19 protein-coding genes are annotated in these 16586 nt (G+C 67.4%); 18 read left to right on the top strand and 1 reads right to left on the bottom strand.

Features of this window, described 5'->3' with window-relative positions:
* On the top strand, positions 1-429 hold a 429-nt coding region (locus ABIR74_RS11530), incomplete at its 5' end, for an amidohydrolase family protein (RefSeq protein ID WP_348178234.1).
* Entirely contained in the window at positions 429-851 is a 423-nt protein-coding gene (locus ABIR74_RS11525; protein ID WP_348178232.1) for a hypothetical protein, read from the top strand. The genes ABIR74_RS11530 and ABIR74_RS11525, both read left to right, overlap by 1 nt.
* A 22-nt stretch (positions 852-873) precedes the next feature.
* Here the strand turns inward: ABIR74_RS11525 and ABIR74_RS11520 are convergent, their stop codons facing one another.
* A complete protein-coding gene (locus ABIR74_RS11520; protein WP_348178230.1) occupies positions 874-1221 on the bottom strand; it encodes a cupin domain-containing protein in 348 nt (115 codons plus the stop codon).
* Between the two features lie 113 nt (positions 1222-1334).
* Here ABIR74_RS11520 and ABIR74_RS11515 point away from each other — a divergent pair, with 113 nt between their 5' ends.
* The 16 genes from ABIR74_RS11515 to ABIR74_RS11440 all read left to right on the top strand — a co-directional run.
* Entirely contained in the window at positions 1335-1985 is a 651-nt protein-coding gene (locus tag ABIR74_RS11515) for an MBL fold metallo-hydrolase (RefSeq protein WP_348178228.1), read from the top strand.
* Positions 1982-3229, top strand: coding sequence for a histidine--tRNA ligase (gene hisS / locus ABIR74_RS11510; protein ID WP_348178226.1), 1248 nt, complete (start codon positions 1982-1984; stop codon positions 3227-3229). The genes ABIR74_RS11515 and hisS overlap by 4 nt, the downstream gene beginning before the upstream one ends.
* Positions 3226-4977, top strand: a complete 1752-nt coding sequence (gene aspS, locus ABIR74_RS11505; protein WP_348178223.1) for an aspartate--tRNA ligase — start codon at positions 3226-3228, stop codon at positions 4975-4977. The genes hisS and aspS overlap by 4 nt, the downstream gene beginning before the upstream one ends.
* Before the next feature lie 13 nt (positions 4978-4990).
* Positions 4991-5413, top strand: a complete 423-nt coding sequence (locus ABIR74_RS11500) for a hypothetical protein (RefSeq protein ID WP_348178221.1) — start codon at positions 4991-4993, stop codon at positions 5411-5413.
* 274 nt (positions 5414-5687) lie between these two features.
* Positions 5688-6047, top strand: a complete 360-nt coding sequence (locus ABIR74_RS11495) for a cupin (protein ID WP_348178219.1) — start codon at positions 5688-5690, stop codon at positions 6045-6047.
* The gene (locus tag ABIR74_RS11490; RefSeq protein ID WP_348178217.1) at positions 6044-6430 is read left to right on the top strand and encodes a VOC family protein; all 387 of its coding nucleotides are present in this window, start codon (positions 6044-6046) and stop codon (positions 6428-6430) included. The genes ABIR74_RS11495 and ABIR74_RS11490 overlap by 4 nt, the downstream gene beginning before the upstream one ends.
* Before the next feature lie 228 nt (positions 6431-6658).
* A complete protein-coding gene (mnmA, locus tag ABIR74_RS11485; protein ID WP_348178215.1) occupies positions 6659-7921 on the top strand; it encodes a tRNA 2-thiouridine(34) synthase MnmA in 1263 nt (420 codons plus the stop codon).
* 10 nt (positions 7922-7931) lie between these two features.
* Positions 7932-8525 (top strand): hypothetical protein, encoded by a 594-nt coding sequence (locus ABIR74_RS11480; protein WP_348178213.1) that lies wholly within the window; start codon positions 7932-7934, stop codon positions 8523-8525.
* 79 nt (positions 8526-8604) lie between these two features.
* On the top strand, positions 8605-11154 hold the full coding sequence (gene alaS / locus ABIR74_RS11475; protein WP_348178211.1) for an alanine--tRNA ligase: 2550 nt from the start codon (positions 8605-8607) through the stop codon (positions 11152-11154).
* Positions 11155-11160: 6 nt separating this feature from the next.
* A complete protein-coding gene (gene ruvX, locus ABIR74_RS11470) occupies positions 11161-11550 on the top strand; it encodes a Holliday junction resolvase RuvX (protein ID WP_348178209.1) in 390 nt (129 codons plus the stop codon).
* Entirely contained in the window at positions 11547-12380 is an 834-nt protein-coding gene (gene mltG, locus ABIR74_RS11465) for an endolytic transglycosylase MltG (RefSeq protein WP_348178207.1), read from the top strand. Before ruvX ends, mltG begins: the two co-directional genes overlap by 4 nt.
* Positions 12381-12452: 72 nt before the next feature.
* A complete protein-coding gene (locus tag ABIR74_RS11460; protein WP_348178205.1) occupies positions 12453-12737 on the top strand; it encodes an NUDIX domain-containing protein in 285 nt (94 codons plus the stop codon).
* Complete coding sequence (locus ABIR74_RS11455) at positions 12734-13477, top strand: shikimate dehydrogenase (protein ID WP_348178203.1); 744 nt, start codon at positions 12734-12736, stop codon at positions 13475-13477. Before ABIR74_RS11460 ends, ABIR74_RS11455 begins: the two co-directional genes overlap by 4 nt.
* A gap of 357 nt (positions 13478-13834) precedes the next feature.
* Positions 13835-14293 carry a hypothetical protein gene (locus ABIR74_RS11450; RefSeq protein WP_348178201.1) on the top strand — a complete coding sequence of 153 codons (459 nt, stop codon included), beginning with the start codon at positions 13835-13837 and terminating at the stop codon, positions 14291-14293.
* A 52-nt stretch (positions 14294-14345) separates the two neighbouring features.
* Entirely contained in the window at positions 14346-15440 is a 1095-nt protein-coding gene (locus tag ABIR74_RS11445; protein WP_348178199.1) for a chorismate synthase, read from the top strand.
* A partial coding sequence (locus ABIR74_RS11440) for a bifunctional shikimate kinase/3-dehydroquinate synthase (protein ID WP_348178197.1) occupies positions 15422-16586 on the top strand: 1165 nt, incomplete at its 3' end. The genes ABIR74_RS11445 and ABIR74_RS11440, both read left to right, overlap by 19 nt.

The following is a 16586-nucleotide window of genomic DNA, read 5'->3' as shown; positions in this document are numbered from 1 at the left end:
CTCGAGGGCGTCGCGATCCTGGCCGCGAGCGACGTTACCGGTGTGCTCCTGCCGGCGAGCGCGCTCTTCCTCGGTCGACCGATGCCGCCCGCCCGCGCGCTTGCCGATGCGGGTGGGCTGATCGCGCTCGCAACGGACTTCAACCCGGGCAGTGCCTTTTGCGACAGCCTCCCGTTCGTCCTGTCCCTTGCCTGCACGCAACTTCACCTCGCGCCGGAGGAGGCACTCGTCGCGGCGACTGCGAACGCCGCCCACGTCCTCGATCGGTCCGGCTCGATCGGCCGGTTGAGGGCCGGCTTCGCTGCGGACATCGTGCTCCTCGATGCCCCTGACTGGCGCCATGTCGCCTACCACCTCGCGGGCGACGTCGTGCACACGGTGATCGAAGGAGGCGCCGTGGTGTTCCGCCGAACGGCATACTCCGTCTAGTGGCGACGCAGAAACAGCGCAAGCGGAGGGCGAAAGAGAAGCGGCACGACTACGAACTCGTCTATGTCGACGAGGACGGCGTCGAGCGCCCGGTCGAGCGGGAGGAAACGCCCCGAAAGCCGGTCGGTCGCGGCAGCAAAGGCAGCACCGCGAAGACGCAGAGGTCGACGACCGCGGGCCGAGGGAGCGCGCGCGGCGGCCGCACGGCTCAGCCACCCTCGTGGAACAAGGTGCTCAAGCGCGGCGCGATCTTCGCTCCGATCTTCTATGCCACGGTGTACCTGCTCGGTAGCGGCAAGATCACGTACGTCGGCGCGTTCGTCCAGACCATGCTCTTGCTCGCCGTCTTTATCCCGTTCAGCTATTTCATGGACCGGGTCGTGTGGCGGCAACAGCAGAAACGGCTCAGCAAGAGCTCGTAGAAGGCGGCCGCCGCGGAGTGTGTTACTCCGCCTGCTGTGAGGTCTCGCCGTCCGCATAGTGCCCAGCCGCGGGCCAAGGAGCGAGCAGCAGCAGCAGTCGTGCCCCGGCTGCGCTCGAGACGGAGTGAACCTCGCCCGGGTCGAACATGACGAGCATTCCCGCGGTTGCAACGGTTCGCGCATCTCCGCAGATCAGATCGATCTCGCCCTCGACGACCGTCAGCCAGGCACGCTCGCGCACTCGATGGTCGCCGAGCGTCTGCCCGGGGTGGAGTCGCAGGGCGATCGCCCGCGCGTCGCCGGAGTGAAGTACGGAGGGAGATCGGACGCCGTCCGGCGCCTCGATCTCGAGAAGGTTCCACGACTGCACGAGAGCACCGTATCGCGCCAGGCCCATAATCCCAACCGAGACCGGGCGCCAACCACCCGAATCGCGCCACGTGGGCGCTGCAATTCACCAACGAGCCTCTACACTCGTCGGCGATGTCACTCGTCATCGAGCAGCTCGAACTCGGCCCCATCGGTACCAACACGTACGTCGTGCGGGCCTCGGCGGAGGCACCCGAAGCCGTCGTCGTCGATCCGAGTGGCGACGCCGAAACGATCCTCAGCTCGCTCGAGGCGCTCGGCGCGCAGTGCGCTGCAATCCTCGTGACGCACGGTCACTTCGATCACATCGTCAGCCTTGCCGACCTGGCAGAGCGTTCAGGAGCCCCGGTGTACGCCCCCGCAGGCGAGCGGATCCTGATCGAGGAACCGGACGCGTTCACGCCGCCCGGGCTCACGATCAGACCGGCAACGGCCGACGTGTGGCTCGATGGTGGCGAAGCGGTGAACGTCGCGGGAATCGCGTTCGCGGTAAGTGCAGTGCCCGGCCACTCGCCGGCGCACATCGCGTACTTCGCGGAAGGTGAGCTGTTTTCGGGGGACGTGCTGTTTGCAGGCTCGGTCGGGCGGACCGACTTTCCGGGGAGCGACTGGGCCACGCTCGAGTCGTCGATCGCTTCACTTCTCGACGCGTATCCGCCCTCGACCGTCGTTCATCCCGGACATGGGCCCGAGACCACGCTCGGAGACGAGCTGCGGACGAACCCGTTCCTGACGAGCCTCCGGGCGGGCCGGCCAACAGGATGAGCGGCCGCATCGAGCGCCCCAAGGGCACGCACGACGTGGTCCCCGCCGACATGCCGCTCTGGCAGCGAGTGACCGGCGAGGTCGAGCGTCTCTGCGCGCTCTACGGGTACCGGAAGATCCTGACGCCGGTGTTCGAGGACACAGCTCTGTTCGCGCGTACGTCGGGCCAGGGGTCGGACGTCGTGCAGAAGGAGATGTACAGCTTCACGGATCGCTCGGATCGCCCCCTCACGCTCCGCCCAGAGGGAACCGCGCCGATCTGTCGCGCGTACGTCGAGCACGGTCTGCATCGGGAATTCCAGCCGCAGAAGCTGTTCACGATCGCGCCGATGTATCGCTACGGCGCCCCCGGCAAGGGTCGATACCGGGAGCATTGGCAGGCATCCGTGGAGGCGATCGGGACCGACGACCCGGCGATCGACGCAGAGCTGATTCAACTCTACGACACGCTGCTACATCGCCTCGGCGTGTCGTCGTACCACCTCGAGCTGAACTCGATCGGCTGTAGCACCTGCCGTCCTGCCTATATCGACACGCTTCGCTCGTGGCTCGCAACGAACGGACACCGGCTCGACGGTGAAACGCGCGCGAAGGTCTCGACGAGCCCGCTACGCGTCTTCGACAACTACCTGGGCAAGCCGGAGGCGGTCCGCGTCGCACTCGACGAGGCGCCGAAGATCGGCGAGTCTCTGTGTGAAGAGTGCGTGGCCAAGTTCGCTTCGGTGCGAGCCGATCTCGACGCCACGGACGTCACCTATACGCTCGTCCCGACGCTCGTTCGCGGCCTCGACTACTACACGCGCACCACCTGGGAGTTCATCGGCCCGATGGAGAACGAGAACTCGACGATCTCGGGAGGAGGTCGCTATGACGGGCTCGTCGCGGAGATCGGGGGGCCACCGACGCCGGGGGTCGGGTTCGGTGCCGGGCTCGAGCGGCTCCTGATCGCCATGGAGGATGCAGGTGCGATCGCCGAGCCGCCGTCCATCGGGGTCTTCTTCGCGCTCGATGTTGGTGCGCCGCGGACGGTGGTAGCGCAATGGCTCGCCGAGCTCCGGCGGCGCGGGACGGCTGCCGATACCGACTTTGCCGGGCGATCGCTGAAGGGGCAGCTCACGCAGGCGGCACGCCTCGGTGCGGACGCCATCGTCGTCGTCGGCGCCGACGGTGTGACCCTGCGGCGCCCGGGTAACGCCGACGAACCGATCGCCCACGCCGACGTCGTCGGCAGACTGTCCGCATGAGCTGGCGGGACATGATGTGCGGCGAGCTTCGCAACGAGCACGTCGGAAAGCGCGTGACCCTTGCTGGTTGGGTCGGGCGACGACGCGACCACGGCGGTCTCGTCTTCGTCGACCTGCGCGATCGCAGCGGCATCACACAGCTCGTGATCAACCCTGAACACGCCTCGGAGGCCGCCGAGCTCGCGAAGGAGATTCGCAACGAGTTCGTGCTCCAGGCCGAGGGCCAGGTGGTCGCTCGTGCTGTCGACCAGGTGAATCACAACGTGCCGACCGGCGCAGTGGAGATCCAGGTGACAACCCTGCGGATCATTTCGCGGTCGACGCCGCTTCCGTTCCAGCTCGACGAGGAGAACGTCGATGAGACGCTCCGACTGCGCTACCGCTGGCTCGATCTCCGGCGCGAGAAGCTCCAACGCAACATCGGCCTCCGCGGACTGATGGTTGGAATCATCCGCCGTCAGATGGAGGCGGCCGGCTACCTCGACATCCAGACGCCGATCCTCTACAAGTCGACGCCCGAAGGCGCGCGCGACTTCGTTGTTCCGAGCAGGCTCCACAAGGGTTCGTTCTTCGCTTTGCCCCAGAGCCCGCAGCTGCTGAAGCAGCTGCTGATGATCGCGGGCTTCGACCGCTACTACCAGATCGCGATCTGCTTCCGTGACGAGGATCTCCGCGCCGACCGTGTGCAGGAGATCACCCAGCTCGACATGGAGACGGCCTTCCCCGACCGCGACGAGATGTTCGCGCTCATGGAGGAGACCTTCGCTGCCGTCTGGCGCGAGTGCCTCGGGATCGAAATCCCGAGGCCGTTCCCGCACATGACGCACGCGGAAGCCGATCGCCGCTACGGCTCCGACAAGCCCGACACCCGTTTCGCGCTCGAGATCGAGGACGCAACGGACGCGACACGCGGCTCGGAGTTCGGCGTCTTCGCGGGTGCGGAGACCGTGCGGTTCTTGCGCGTGCCACGCGTGTTCTCCCGCTCCGAGGTCGCGACGTTGGAGGAGCGGGCCAAGGAGCTCGGGGCCAAGGGGCTCGCCTACGTGATCCGCGATGAGGCCGGCGAGATCCGGTCACCGATCGCAAAGTTTCTCTCGGAGACCGAGATCGAGGCGCTCGCGCCGGCTACAGGTGAGACGTTGCTCTTCGCTGCCGACGCGCGCGCGATGACGTCGCGTGTGCTTGGGGCGCTTCGACTCCAGCTCGGCGCAGAACTCGGGCTCATCGATGCAGACGCGTTCACGTTCCTCTGGGTGACCGATTTTCCCCTGTTCGAGTGGGATGACGAAGAGGCGCGTTGGACGGCAGTCCATCACCCCTTTACGCGGCCCACCGACGACTGGCTCGAGTCGTTCGCCGACGATCCTGGCAATGCTCTCGCCTATGCCTATGACCTGATCGTCAACGGCAACGAACTGGGCGGAGGGTCGTTCAGAATTCACGAACCGGACGTCCAGGCGAAGGTCTTCGATCTGCTTGCGATGAGCCCGGAAAACCAGCGGTCCAAGTTCGGCTTTCTCCTCGACGCTCTGGCGATGGGCGCGCCTCCACACGGCGGCATCGCCCTCGGAATCGATCGGATGACGATGGTGCTGGCGGGCGAGGCGAACCTGCGCGACGTGATTGCGTTCCCGAAGAATCAGGCGGGACTCGATCCGATGAGCGGCGCGCCCTCCGGGATCACGGATCTCCAGCTGGCCGAGCTCGGACTCCGCGTCGTCGAGCCGCCGAAGGCCACCGGGGCCTGACGTGTCCGCCGCGGTGGCACAGCGGCTGCTCGGACTGGCCGCAGTGGCGCTGCTCGGTGGGGTCATCGCGCTCGCTGTGATCGAGCGGAGGAGCGATGACGCGAGCACGACGCCCACGCCCACCGGGGCCGTGGCCGCCGGTGGCGGCTGGTACTCGGGACTGGCGGCCACGAGGGGGCAGGCCGGAGATGCCGAGCGCACGTCGTGCGGGCTGATCCTGACCGGCAACTCATACGGCGTCTCGCACCCGGTCCTCCCGTGCGGTGCGAAGCTGATGATCCGGTTCGGTGGCGAGACCGTTCTCACCGAGGTGATCGACAACAAGCTGAAGAGCCCGGGGCGTCAGTTCGAGATGACCGAGCGTCTTGCGCGCGAGATAGGACTCGACGGCACGCAGGAGATCGACTGGCGGTTCACTGCGAATCCGGCGGAGTAGGCCCCCGGTCGAGCTAGCGGAATGCGCAGATCGTCTAGAATCCTCGTGCTCGACCCTGTGCGTGGCCCGGAGTTTCAACGTGAACCAAGACTCATCAAGGGAGCGTGTGTTCGGCGGAGGCTTTGCCAGAGGCTGACAGCGCACCCACCTGGCTCGCCAGGTTCTCAATTGGCTTCGGGATTCATCGGCAGGGTGGAGCAATCATTGTCCCTTCGCCGGGTTTCGTCACGATTGCCGCGATGCCATCCCGAGCCCGTGCCGATACGCTGCCGCTATGGGATACACACTGGTCAATCACGATGATCCGTCGGTCGAGTCTTTCCGCGACGTCTTCTTCAAGATGCGACGGGCGCTCGGCACGACGGCCTTCGGCATCAACGAGATCCGACTTCCGGCCGATTTCGAGGGCATCGAGCACGATGAGGTGGAGACCGGGCACGAGGAGGTCTACATCGCCCTCGAGGGGGGTGGCACGATGACGGTCGATGGGGAGTCCGTCGCGCTCAGCGGTGGTGACTACCTGCGCGTCGACGCGGAATCGACTCGGCTCGTGACTGCTGGCCCAGACGGGCTCACGTATGTCGTTGTCGCTGGCAAGCCATTGCCGGAGTACGACGGCCGCCCGTCCCTGTGAGCTCGATTACGGGGCTCCATCATGTCCAGGTTGCGGCGCCTCCGGGGTGCGAGGACGCAGCGCGCGCGTTTTACGGCGGCCTGCTCGGCTTGGAGGAGATCGAGAAGCCGGCGTTGCTCGCAGTTCGCGGCGGCTGCTGGTTTCGCGGCGGAGCGGGGGAGTTGCACATTGGCGTCGAGGAGCCCTTCAGCCCGGCTGCGAAGGCACACCCGGCGTTCTCCGTCGACTCGGTCGCGACGCTCGATCGGCTTGCCGCATCTCTGACGGCTGCGGGTGTCGACGTCCGTTGGGCCGACGACGCCGAGATCCCGACGCAACGGCGGTTGTACGTCAGCGACCCGTGGGGCAACCGGCTGGAGATCGTCGCGGTGCGGGAGAGCTAGGCACGCCCCGGAGCGTCGCCGCACCGTGGTGCGGTAGGCCTCTGGACTGGGACACGTCTGGCACGGACGCGGCACGGTCGCGTGAGACTTCGAGCGGTACCTTGTCTCCAGGGCATCTCGGTGCCCCCCTGGGGGAGGTTGGAGATGCGGCACGATGGCGCCCATTGCCGGAGCGGAGCTCCGCTCGCGAATCCCGGTCGTACGGCACCCTGCCGGTAGCCTCCCGGGATGGCGTATCGCGAGCTCATCGGCGACTCTGCCCGCGACGACGATTACTCAGCCGTTCGACTCACGGTCGACGACGACCGCATCGTTGCGGCCGATGCGCCCGGCCTCGAGCGTTCCCTCGAGGGACTGACGCTGCTCGAGGCAGCAGCGGTTCCGGGAGCGACGCTCGCCGCGGATGCGCTCGCAAACGCGATCGCGCCCGCCTTCACGGCCGCTCCAGCACCGGGCAGAGTCGCGGTCGCGATGAGCGGCGGAGTGGATAGCGCCGTGGCCCTTCTCCGCGCGGCCCCGAATGCGATCGGCGTCACGCTCCGCCTCTGGCTCGATCCGCGAGGCCCTAGCTCGGAGCGCGCCTGCTGCTCACCCGACGCGGTGATCGCGGCACGCGAGACATGCCACCGGCTCGGTCTGCCTCACGTGACGCTCGATCTTCGCGACGCGTTCAGGGCGATCGTGGTGCAGCCATTCGTTGCCGGCTACGCGGCAGGCCTGACGCCGAATCCGTGCATGCGCTGCAACGGCCGGTTTCGATTCGACGCGCTCGTCGAGTTCACCGAGCGGGCCGGCGCTGACATCCTCTGGACAGGGCACTACGCGCGGATCGTCGAGCGCGACGGGATCCGCCTCGTCGCGCGTGGGACTGACGCCGCAAAGGATCAGTCCTACATGCTCGCAACCGTCGATCCTCGCCTCCTCGATCGCATCGCTTTCCCGCTCGGGGAACAGGGCAAGAGCAGCACCCGCGGCGAGGCCGCCGCTGCGGGGCTCGCCGTTGCGGACCGCGTCGAGAGCCAGGAAGCGTGCTTCCTGGCCGGTGACGACTACCGCTCCTTCCTCGAGCGACAGGGTCTCGAGCGTCAGCGCGGACCGATCGTCGATGAGGGAGGGAAGGTGCTCGGAAGCCACGAAGGCGTCTGGCGCTACACGCCGGGACAGCGGCGCGGGATCGGTCTCGCAGCCCCGGCGCCCGTTTTCGCGCTCCGCTCCGACCCCGCGACGAACACGCTCGTGGTGGGGCCTCGAGAAGCGCTCGAAGCTCGTCACGTTGCCGTGCGCGGCCGCCTCTATCTGCCCGTCTCCCGGGCCGAGGCGAAGTTGCGCTATCGATCGCGGGCAGTCCTCGCCGACGTCGTGCCCACCGACGAAGGATTCACGCTCGCGCTCGATGAACCGACCCATGCCATCGCGCCCGGTCAGGTCGCCGTTCTGTACGACGACGATGCAATCGTCGGAGCTGGCATCATCCTCGGCGCAACCGGGTAGGATCACCGCGATGACACTTCTCGCCTCGACCGCCAGCGATGCCGCCTACTGGGGACTCGCGACGTTTCTTGTTGCGATCGGCCTAGCCGCGGCATTCATGCTGTTCCGCCTCGGCCAGTCTTTCGAGCGGCTTTCGTCTCTCATCAAGGGAACCGAGCGTGACCTACTGCCCGTGATCGTCAAGACGGGTTTCACTGTCGACCGCGTGAACTACCAGCTCGACAAGGCGGACACGGTCACCGATAGCGCGGTCTCGATGGCCGACAGCGCCGACACCGCGATCCGTGCGGTCTCGACCGTGATCACGACACCGGTCGAGAAGGTGACCGGGATCGCCGCGGGAATCACTCACGGTTTCTCGCAGTTCCGCAAGTCCAAGAACTTCGGTGAGGCAGCTACCGCCGCAAAGGAAGCGGCACGCGAACGAGAGGCAGACCTCCGCGAGGATCTGCGCACTGCCGGGCGCACGCCGATGGAGACCGAGCGGCCCGAGCCACAGTCGCGCCCCGCGGCAGAGACCAAACCGGATCCGTGGCCTCGGCCGGCTCCGGTTCCCAAGCCGGACTCGGTGCCCGAGCCGCCGGACAAGCCCGTCGCAGCGTAGCTCGGGGACGCGCTCGACGACGGGATCGGCGAGTGGGCCGAGCGCGTGGGAGTCGCCTGATCGCGGCTACGATCGCGTGATGCAGACGACCGCCGAGCTCCGCGAGGGTTTCCTCTCGTTCTTCGAGGAACGGGGCCACCTTCGCTTCCCGTCGTGGTCGTTGGTTCCTCCGCCGGAGGATCCCTCGACGCTCTTCATCTCCGCCGGGATGCAGCCGCTCAAGCCGTACTTCTCCGGCCAGAAGGAGCCGCCCGCACCCCGCTTCACGACCGTGCAGAAGGTTCTGCGAGCAGGAGGGAAGGACACCGACCTCGACGAGGTCGGGCTCACCGCTCGGCACGCGTCGATGTTCGAGATGCTCGGGAACTTCTCGTTCGGGGACTACTTCAAGGACGGTGCGATCGACCTCGCCTGGGAATTCGCGACCGAGAAGATGGGCCTCGACGCCGATCGCATCTGGCCCACCGTCTTCGCCGGCGACCCGGAGCTCGGGCTCGGTGAGGACGACGAGGCGGTACAGGGCTGGCTCCGCAAGGGCGTCCCGCGCGAGCGCATCATCGGATTGCCGCGCTCGGAGAACTTCTGGGGCCCCGCCGGCGCGACCGGCCCGTGCGGCCCGTGTTCCGAGCTGAACTACGATCGCGGCGTCGAGCTCGGCTGCGGAGAGCCCGACTGCGCACCCGGTTGCGCGCGCTGCGAGCGGTTCCTCGAGTTCTGGAACCTCGTCTTCATGGAGTACGAGCTCGACGAGGTCGGAAGACTGACGCCGCTGCCCAAGCAGAACATCGACACGGGGCTCGGCCTCGAGCGTGGTGCGATGCTCCTGCAGGAGGCCGACTCGATCTTTGACACGGACGGCTTCCGGCTGATCATGGATTGGATCGAGCAGGAGTCGGGTGTCGGTTACGGGTCATCGCAGGCTGCAACCAAGGCGCATCGGGTGCTCAGCGACCACGGCCGGGGAATGACCTTCCTCATCGCCGAGGGCGTCGTGCCCGCCAACGAGGGACGCGGCTACGTTCTGCGGAGGCTGATTCGGCGTGCTGTCGTGCAGGCCCGTCGCATCGGCCTCGAAGGCGTCTACCGCCTTCCCGCCATCGTGGTCGGGCAGGTTGGGCCGTGGTATCCCGAGGTTGTCGAGCACCAGGCCGAGATCGAACGCGTGGTCAAGGCGGAGGAGGATCGATTCCGCGAGACACTCGAGCGCGGCCTCAAGGTTTTCGAGGAGCTTGCCGCCAGAGAGTCGATCTCAGGCGACGACGCATTCACGCTCGCTGCCACGTACGGCTTCCCGCTCGAGCTCACGGTCGAGCTTGCCGAGGAGCGAGGCCAGCGGGTCGATGTCGACGCCTACCGCGACCGGATGAGTGAGCACCGCTCGATCTCCCGCGCGGGTGGCGAGTCGGACACGCAGCGCGCCGCCGACTTTGCCCGCGCGGCCGACCCGACCCAGTTCGTCGGCTACCACAAGGGCGACGTGCTGACCGAACTGCACGCTTACGAGGATCTCGGTGACGGCACGTTCCTCGCAAAGCTGCGTGAGTCTCCGTTCTATGCCGCCGGCGGCGGCCAGGTCTCCGACGAGGGCTACCTCGAGCTCGATGCCGACTCGGCCGTTCGCGCGAACCTCGTGCAGGCGCACCGGGTGGGAGACGATCAGGTGCTCGTGTTCCGGGGGGACGGGTTCTCGGCCGGCAGTCGCGTCCGTGCTGTGGTGCCCTGGAACGTCCGGTTCCCGACGATGGCGAACCACACGGCTACACATCTCCTGCAAGAGGCCTTGCGCGAGGTCCTCGGCGACCACGTCAAGCAGGCTGGCTCGTCGGTCCGTCCCGACAAGCTGCGGTTCGATTTCACGCACACGCAACAGCTCACCGTTGAGCAGCGCGAAATGATCGAGCATCGAGTCAACGGCGCCATCTTCGAGAATCACCCGCTTCATATCTTCGAAACGCCGATCAGCGAGGCGCGCAAGCTCGGCGCGATGATGCTCTTCGGCGAGAAGTACGGCGACATCGTTCGCGTCGTCGAGATCAGGGGTGTCTCGACGGAGCTCTGCGGAGGGACGCACGTGCGCTCAACGGCCGAGATCGGGGCGTTTGCGATCCTCTCGGAGGGATCGGTCGGCTCCGGCGCCCGACGCATCGAGGCGGTGACCTCCGGCGAGGCGTGGGCCTTGCTTCACGGTCGCGCCCGCGAGGTCGACGTCTTGCGCGCCGAGCTCGACGAGATACGGAAGGAGCTCAAGCGCAAGCGGGTGCAGGGTGAGAGCGGGGGAGACATCGAGGCGGACGTGCGCCCGGTGAACGGCGTCAACCTCGTCGTCCAGGCCGTGCCGGGGCTCGACGGAGACGCGCTCCTCGACCTCTCTGATCGCTTCAAGCAGCGCCACAGTCCGGCAGCCGTCGTGCTCGGCGGCGTCGACGACGGCAAGGTGACCCTGATTGCCAACTTCGACGACGCGGTCGCCGAGCGCATCAGCGCGTCGGACGTCGTCAAGGGTGCCTCGGCGCTGGTTGGCGGTGGTGGCGGTGGTCGGCGCACGATGGCGCGCGCGGGTGGTAAGGAGCCGGAGAAGCTCTCGGAGGCGCTCGCCGAGGCCGAGCGCATGATTCTCGCCGCCATCTGAGCCGGCGTGCGGGTTCTCGCGCTCGATTACGGTTCCGCGCGGACGGGCGTCGCGATCTCCGACGCGAGCGGCACGCTCGCGCGCCCGGTGTGCGTCGTCAAGAAGGCGGCAACCGAGAAGGGCCTCGCCGAGGTAGCGGGCCTCGTCGTCGACAACGATGTCGAGCACATCGTCGTTGGGCTGCCGCTCACACTCCGGGGCGAACACGGCAAGCAGGCCGCCGAGACCGAGCTCTTCGTTTCGGCGCTGCGCGCTCGGGTCTCCGTCCCGGTCGAGACTGCCGACGAGCGGTTCACGACAGCTCTCGCGCAGCGGTTCGGAGGCAGTGCACCGGAAGATGCGGTCGCTGCAGCACACCTCCTGCAAGGCTGGCTCGACGCGGACGCTCGACAGTGAAAGGTCTCGCTCTCACGCTCGCCCTCTCGGCCGTGCTTCTCGCCGCCGGCTGTGGCGGTGACTCGTCGCCTCCCGTCACGACGGAGGCCGCGCCGCCGGTCGAACGCCTCCGCATCAGTTTTCCCGAGGGTCTGAACGTGCGCGAGATGGGCGATCGCGTCGCGGCAGTACGGACGATCGCGATCGAAAAGCGCGGCGTGACGCCGAAGCTGACGCGCAAGCGCTACCTCGACGCTGTGGCCGAGGCGCGGCCTCCGAAGCCGTTCCTCAAGGACTGGAAGCGCGGCTCGATGGAGGGGTTCCTCTTTCCGGCGTTGTACGAGTTCACTCAGTTCACGAGCGGGAGGGAGCTGGTCTCGGATCAGCTGACGGCGTTTCGCAAGGCGTTCGCCCGCGTCAATCTCTCGTACGCCCGCTCGAAGAATCTGACCCCATACGACGTTCTCAAGATTGCGTCGATGATCGAGAAGGAGACCGTTGCGCCGGGCGAACGGAAGCTCGTCTCGGCGGTGATCTACAACCGGCTTCGAAAGCAGATGCCACTCGGCATCGACGCGACGATCCGCTACGGCCTGGACATCCCGGGCACCGAGTCGCTCACGAAGGCCGCGATCCGAAGCGACAATCCGTACAACAGTCGACGCTTTCCCGGCCTGCCACCCACGCCGGTTGCAAACCCGGGACTCGCCTCGATCAAGGCTGCAGCGCATCCAGCCAGGGTGAATTACGTCTACTACGTCCGCATCCCCGGCACGAAGCGCCACTTCTTCACGGCGAGCGAGAGCGAGTTCCTGCGCAAGGTCTGTGAGTTCGGTTACGCCTGCAACTAGTAGCGGAGGTTCGCAGCTTCACCAGACAGTTCAACCCTGCGGACCGTCGGCTGTTCCGACGATACTCCAGGGGTGCCGAGCTACTACCGCGATCGATCTGCACCGGTGCCGAACAGGCCACGCCTCGTGGGTGTGGTGGCTTTGATCGAGCACGATGGCTGTGTCCTCGTGGATCGGCGATCCGATGATGGAGCCTGGGCTTTTGTCGGAGGGCGGGTCGAGGAGGATGAGTCGGTGCTCGGAGCACTGCATCGGTTCTTCGCCCGTGATGATCTTGCGGCGCTCGATCTGTGGCCGGCTGCGACGCCGATCCGCGATGCCTACCTCGCCTTCGACGGTACCCCGTTGATCACATGACCGAGATCCGCGGCACCACGACGCTTGTCGGCCTGCTCGGCTGGCCGACCTCGCACTCGCTCTCGCCTCCGATGCAGAACTCGGCGTTCGCAGCCCTCGGTCTCGACTGGGCGTACGTTCCACTACCGACTGCGCCCGAGCTGCTCGCGGATGCCGTCCGCGGGCTGAGCGCGATGGGTTTCGCCGGGGCGAACGTGACGATTCCCCACAAGCAGGCGGTGGTCGAGCTCTGCGACGAGCTCGACGACGTGGCGCGGGCAGCCGGTTCGGTCAACACGCTCGTCCTCGACTCCGGCCGCGTCCTCGGCTCGTCGACCGACGGCGACGCGGTGATATCCCAGGTCGATGCAGCGGGTCGTCGGGCGCTCGTGCTCGGCGCGGGTGGTTCGGCGCTTGCAGTGGTCGACGCGCTCGACCGTGCCGGCGCCGAGGTGACGACCGTGAGCCGTCGCGAGTCGGGCTGGCCGCCTTCTGCCGCCGGGTACGACGTGCTCGTAAACGCGACGCCCGTGAAGGAGGAACTCATCGTGAATCCTCACGTAGGTATGCAGGTCGTCGATCTTGCGTACCTCTCCGACGGGCGCGAAACGGCGCTCGTCGAGGCAGCACGTGCGGCAGGCTGCGAGGTCGTCGTGGATGGGCTCGACGTGCTTCTGCTTCAGGGTGCGGCGTCCTTCGAGCGTTGGACGGGCCTGCCCGCACCGCTCGTTGCGATGCGTGACGCTCTTCGCAAGGGGTAGCGCGTCGGAGTACCCTGATTGTGTCAATCGGGGTGAGGAGGCAGCAAGATGAGTCAGTACGAGATGATCGGTATCGGCCTCGGCGTCGTGATCTTCGCCATTATTCTGCTCGTCGGCGTCGTCGTCGGCCGCCGCGAGCACGCATAAGCCGAGCCTGATCCGCGGCCGGTCGCGAGGGCGCGGCCGCAGGGAGTCCCGCTCCAGTACACATCATCGAGGACGACGAATGGGCCGTGGAAGATCTACCCGCGGCACGCGATCTCGTCGAGGCAAGCGAATCCGCCGAGCTGTTCGTGTATCCCGGGCGATCGACATCTGTTCGCCGACTGCAGCACACGCGTCGCGTAGGGTGGTGCCATGAGCTTCGACGAGAACAGGCCACCGGCCCAGGCGAATCCGACGGGAAGATCGCTTCCTACGCACGGACGCCATCGGGGCTCGACGAACGCAGCGCGCTCGGCGTTCGCTACCGTCGAAGGCCCGATCGAATCCGCCTCGCTCGTTACGCAGCGGTTCGAGCGCAATAGCGAGGGGCGGTTCGAGCGCCAGATCGCCGGGGAGCTGATCCTCCGCACGGACGCGATCGTCGAGCGAGGCCGCGGTGGCGACACGATGAGGGTCGACGTCGCGCAGTTCGATGCCCTGTGGACACGGTATGACAACGGTGACTTCGGGTCAGGCGACGCGGTGCGCGCGCTCTACGAGATCGACGTTGCAGGAGAGCCCCTCGCCGTAGCGCTCCTCGATGTCGACCGCGAGCAGAATCCCGAGATGACGCGCCCGACCCACGGCCCACAGCGCATCGTCCTCGCCTGACCTTCGCGCGGCAAGCGACCGCCTGATCCGGGCCGGCGTCTAGGCTTTCACCATGCCACTCGGCCTCGTCACCGCAGGTGAATCGCACGGCCCCGCTCTCGTAGCCGTGCTCACCGGCTTGCCTGCGGGGCTTCGGCTCGAGAAGGCCTCGATCGACGCTGATCTACGTCGGCGCCAGCTCGGGTACGGCCGCAGCCCGCGGCAGCAACTCGAGACGGACACCGTCGAGGTGCTCTCGGGTCTCCGACAGGGTCGCACGCTCGGCACACCCCTGACGCTCGTCGTCCGCAATCTCGATCACAAGAACTGGATGTGGGGGATGAGCCCCTTCGAGCCCGAGGGCAAGCCGGAGGGCAAGGGTGTCAAGGTCGTGACGCTCCCGCGGCCCGGTCATGCCGATCTCGCGGGCGTCCTCAAGTACGGGCACGACGACGTGCGCAACTCGCTCGAACGGGCGAGCGCACGCCACACGGCCACCCACGTCGCAGCCGGGGCCGTCGCCAAGGCCTTTCTCGCAACGATCGGAGTCACCGTCGCGGGCCGCCCTCTCGAGGTCGGCGGAGCGGCCGGCGACGACGGCATGCGCGAGGCAACCGATGCGGCGCGCAAGGATCGCGATACCCTCGGCGGCGTCGTCGAGGTCGTCGTTGACGGGTGTCCGCCGGGACTCGGCTCGTACGCCGAAAAGTCGGATCGACTCGACGCGCGCCTCGCCTTCACGTTGATGGGAATCCAGGCAGTCAAGGGTGTGGAGATCGGCGATGGCTTCGCACTCGCTCGTCTCCGCGGCTCGGAGGCCCACGACGAGATCGACCCGGGCCTCATCCGTCGCACGAACCACGCGGGCGGTCTAGAGGCCGGGATCTCGAACGGTGAGCCCATCGTCGTGCGGGCTGCGATGAAGCCGTTGCCGACGTTGATGAAGCCGCTCGACTCGGTCGATCTCGAGACGGGCGAGGCGGCGCAGGCGCTCGTCGAGCGCAGCGACGTCCAGGCGGTGGAGGCACTTTCCGTCGTCGCGGAGGCAGCCGTAGCCTGGGAGATCGCCGTGAGCGCCCGGGACAAGTTCGGCGGCGACGCAATTGTCGATTTCGTCGCCGCGCACCGCGCCTACCTCGAACGCATCCGGTGGCCCCGCACGCCCTGAACCACCACCTCGCGCTCGCCGGTTTCATGGGCGCAGGTAAGTCGACCCTGGGAGCGCAGGTCGCACGGCGCCTCGGTCGCGCCTTCATCGACCTTGACCGTGAGGTCGAGGCACGAGCAGGCATGACGATCGCGGAGCTCTTCGCCCGGGACGGGGAGGCGGCCTTCAGGGCGCTCGAGGAGTCCGCTGCCGCATCGGTTCTCGCCGCGGGAGAGCCCACAGTGATTGCGCTCGGCGGCGGGGCCGTGCTGTCGACCGAGACGCGCGCACGGCTCCGCAGCCGCGCTTTCACCGTTCTGCTCGACGTCGACCCCGACACCTTGTGGCAGCGCGCCTCGCGGAGCGCTCGACCACTCGCGTCGAACGAGGAGTCGTTCCGTGCCCTCTTCCAGGAGCGCCTTCCCATCTACGAGGAGGCCGCAGACGCACGCGCTCGCGACATCGACTCGGTTGTCCTTGCAGCCGCGGGTATCGAGGTCGGTATCGGGACGATAGATCTCCTCGGTGAGCTCGTGCCGGGCTGCGGACAGATCGAGATCGTGGCCGACGCGACCGTGGCGGGGATCCACGGTGTCAGCGCGCAGCTCGCGCTCGGAGCGCGCGATATCGCGACGCACGAGGTGCCCTCGGGCGAGCCGGCGAAGGCTATCGGAGCGCTCGACCAGCTCTGGCGTTCGCTTCGGATCGGGCGCGACGGGACGATCGTCGCGCTCGGCGGCGGATGCACGACCGATCTTGCAGGATTTGCTGCGGCGACCTGGATGCGCGGTGTCCCCTGGGTGGCGGTGCCGACCACGCTCGTGGGGCAGGTCGACGCTGCGATCGGTGGCAAGACCGCCGTCGATCTTCCGGGTGGGAAGAACCTCGTGGGATGCTTCCACTGGCCGGCGAAGGTCGTGATCGACCCTGGCACGCTCGAGTCGCTGCCCGAAGCGGAGATGAGGAACGGGATGGGCGAGGTCGTCAAGACCGGTCTCCTCATGGGGAGCCCCGTGTGGGAGCAGCCGCTCGCCGAGATGGTTCGCCGGTGCGCCTCCTTCAAGGGCGCCGTCTGTCTCGCCGATCCGCACGACCGTGGGCCGCGCAACCAGCTGAACCTGGGCCACACGTTTGCTCACGCGCTCGAGGCCGCCGCCGGCTACGACC

Source organism: Gaiella sp. (genome assembly GCF_039915195.1).
Lineage (GTDB): Bacteria > Actinomycetota > Thermoleophilia > Gaiellales > Gaiellaceae > Gaiella.
Note: the sequence above shows the minus strand (reverse complement) of the source record. Positions and strands in the feature narration are given on the sequence as shown.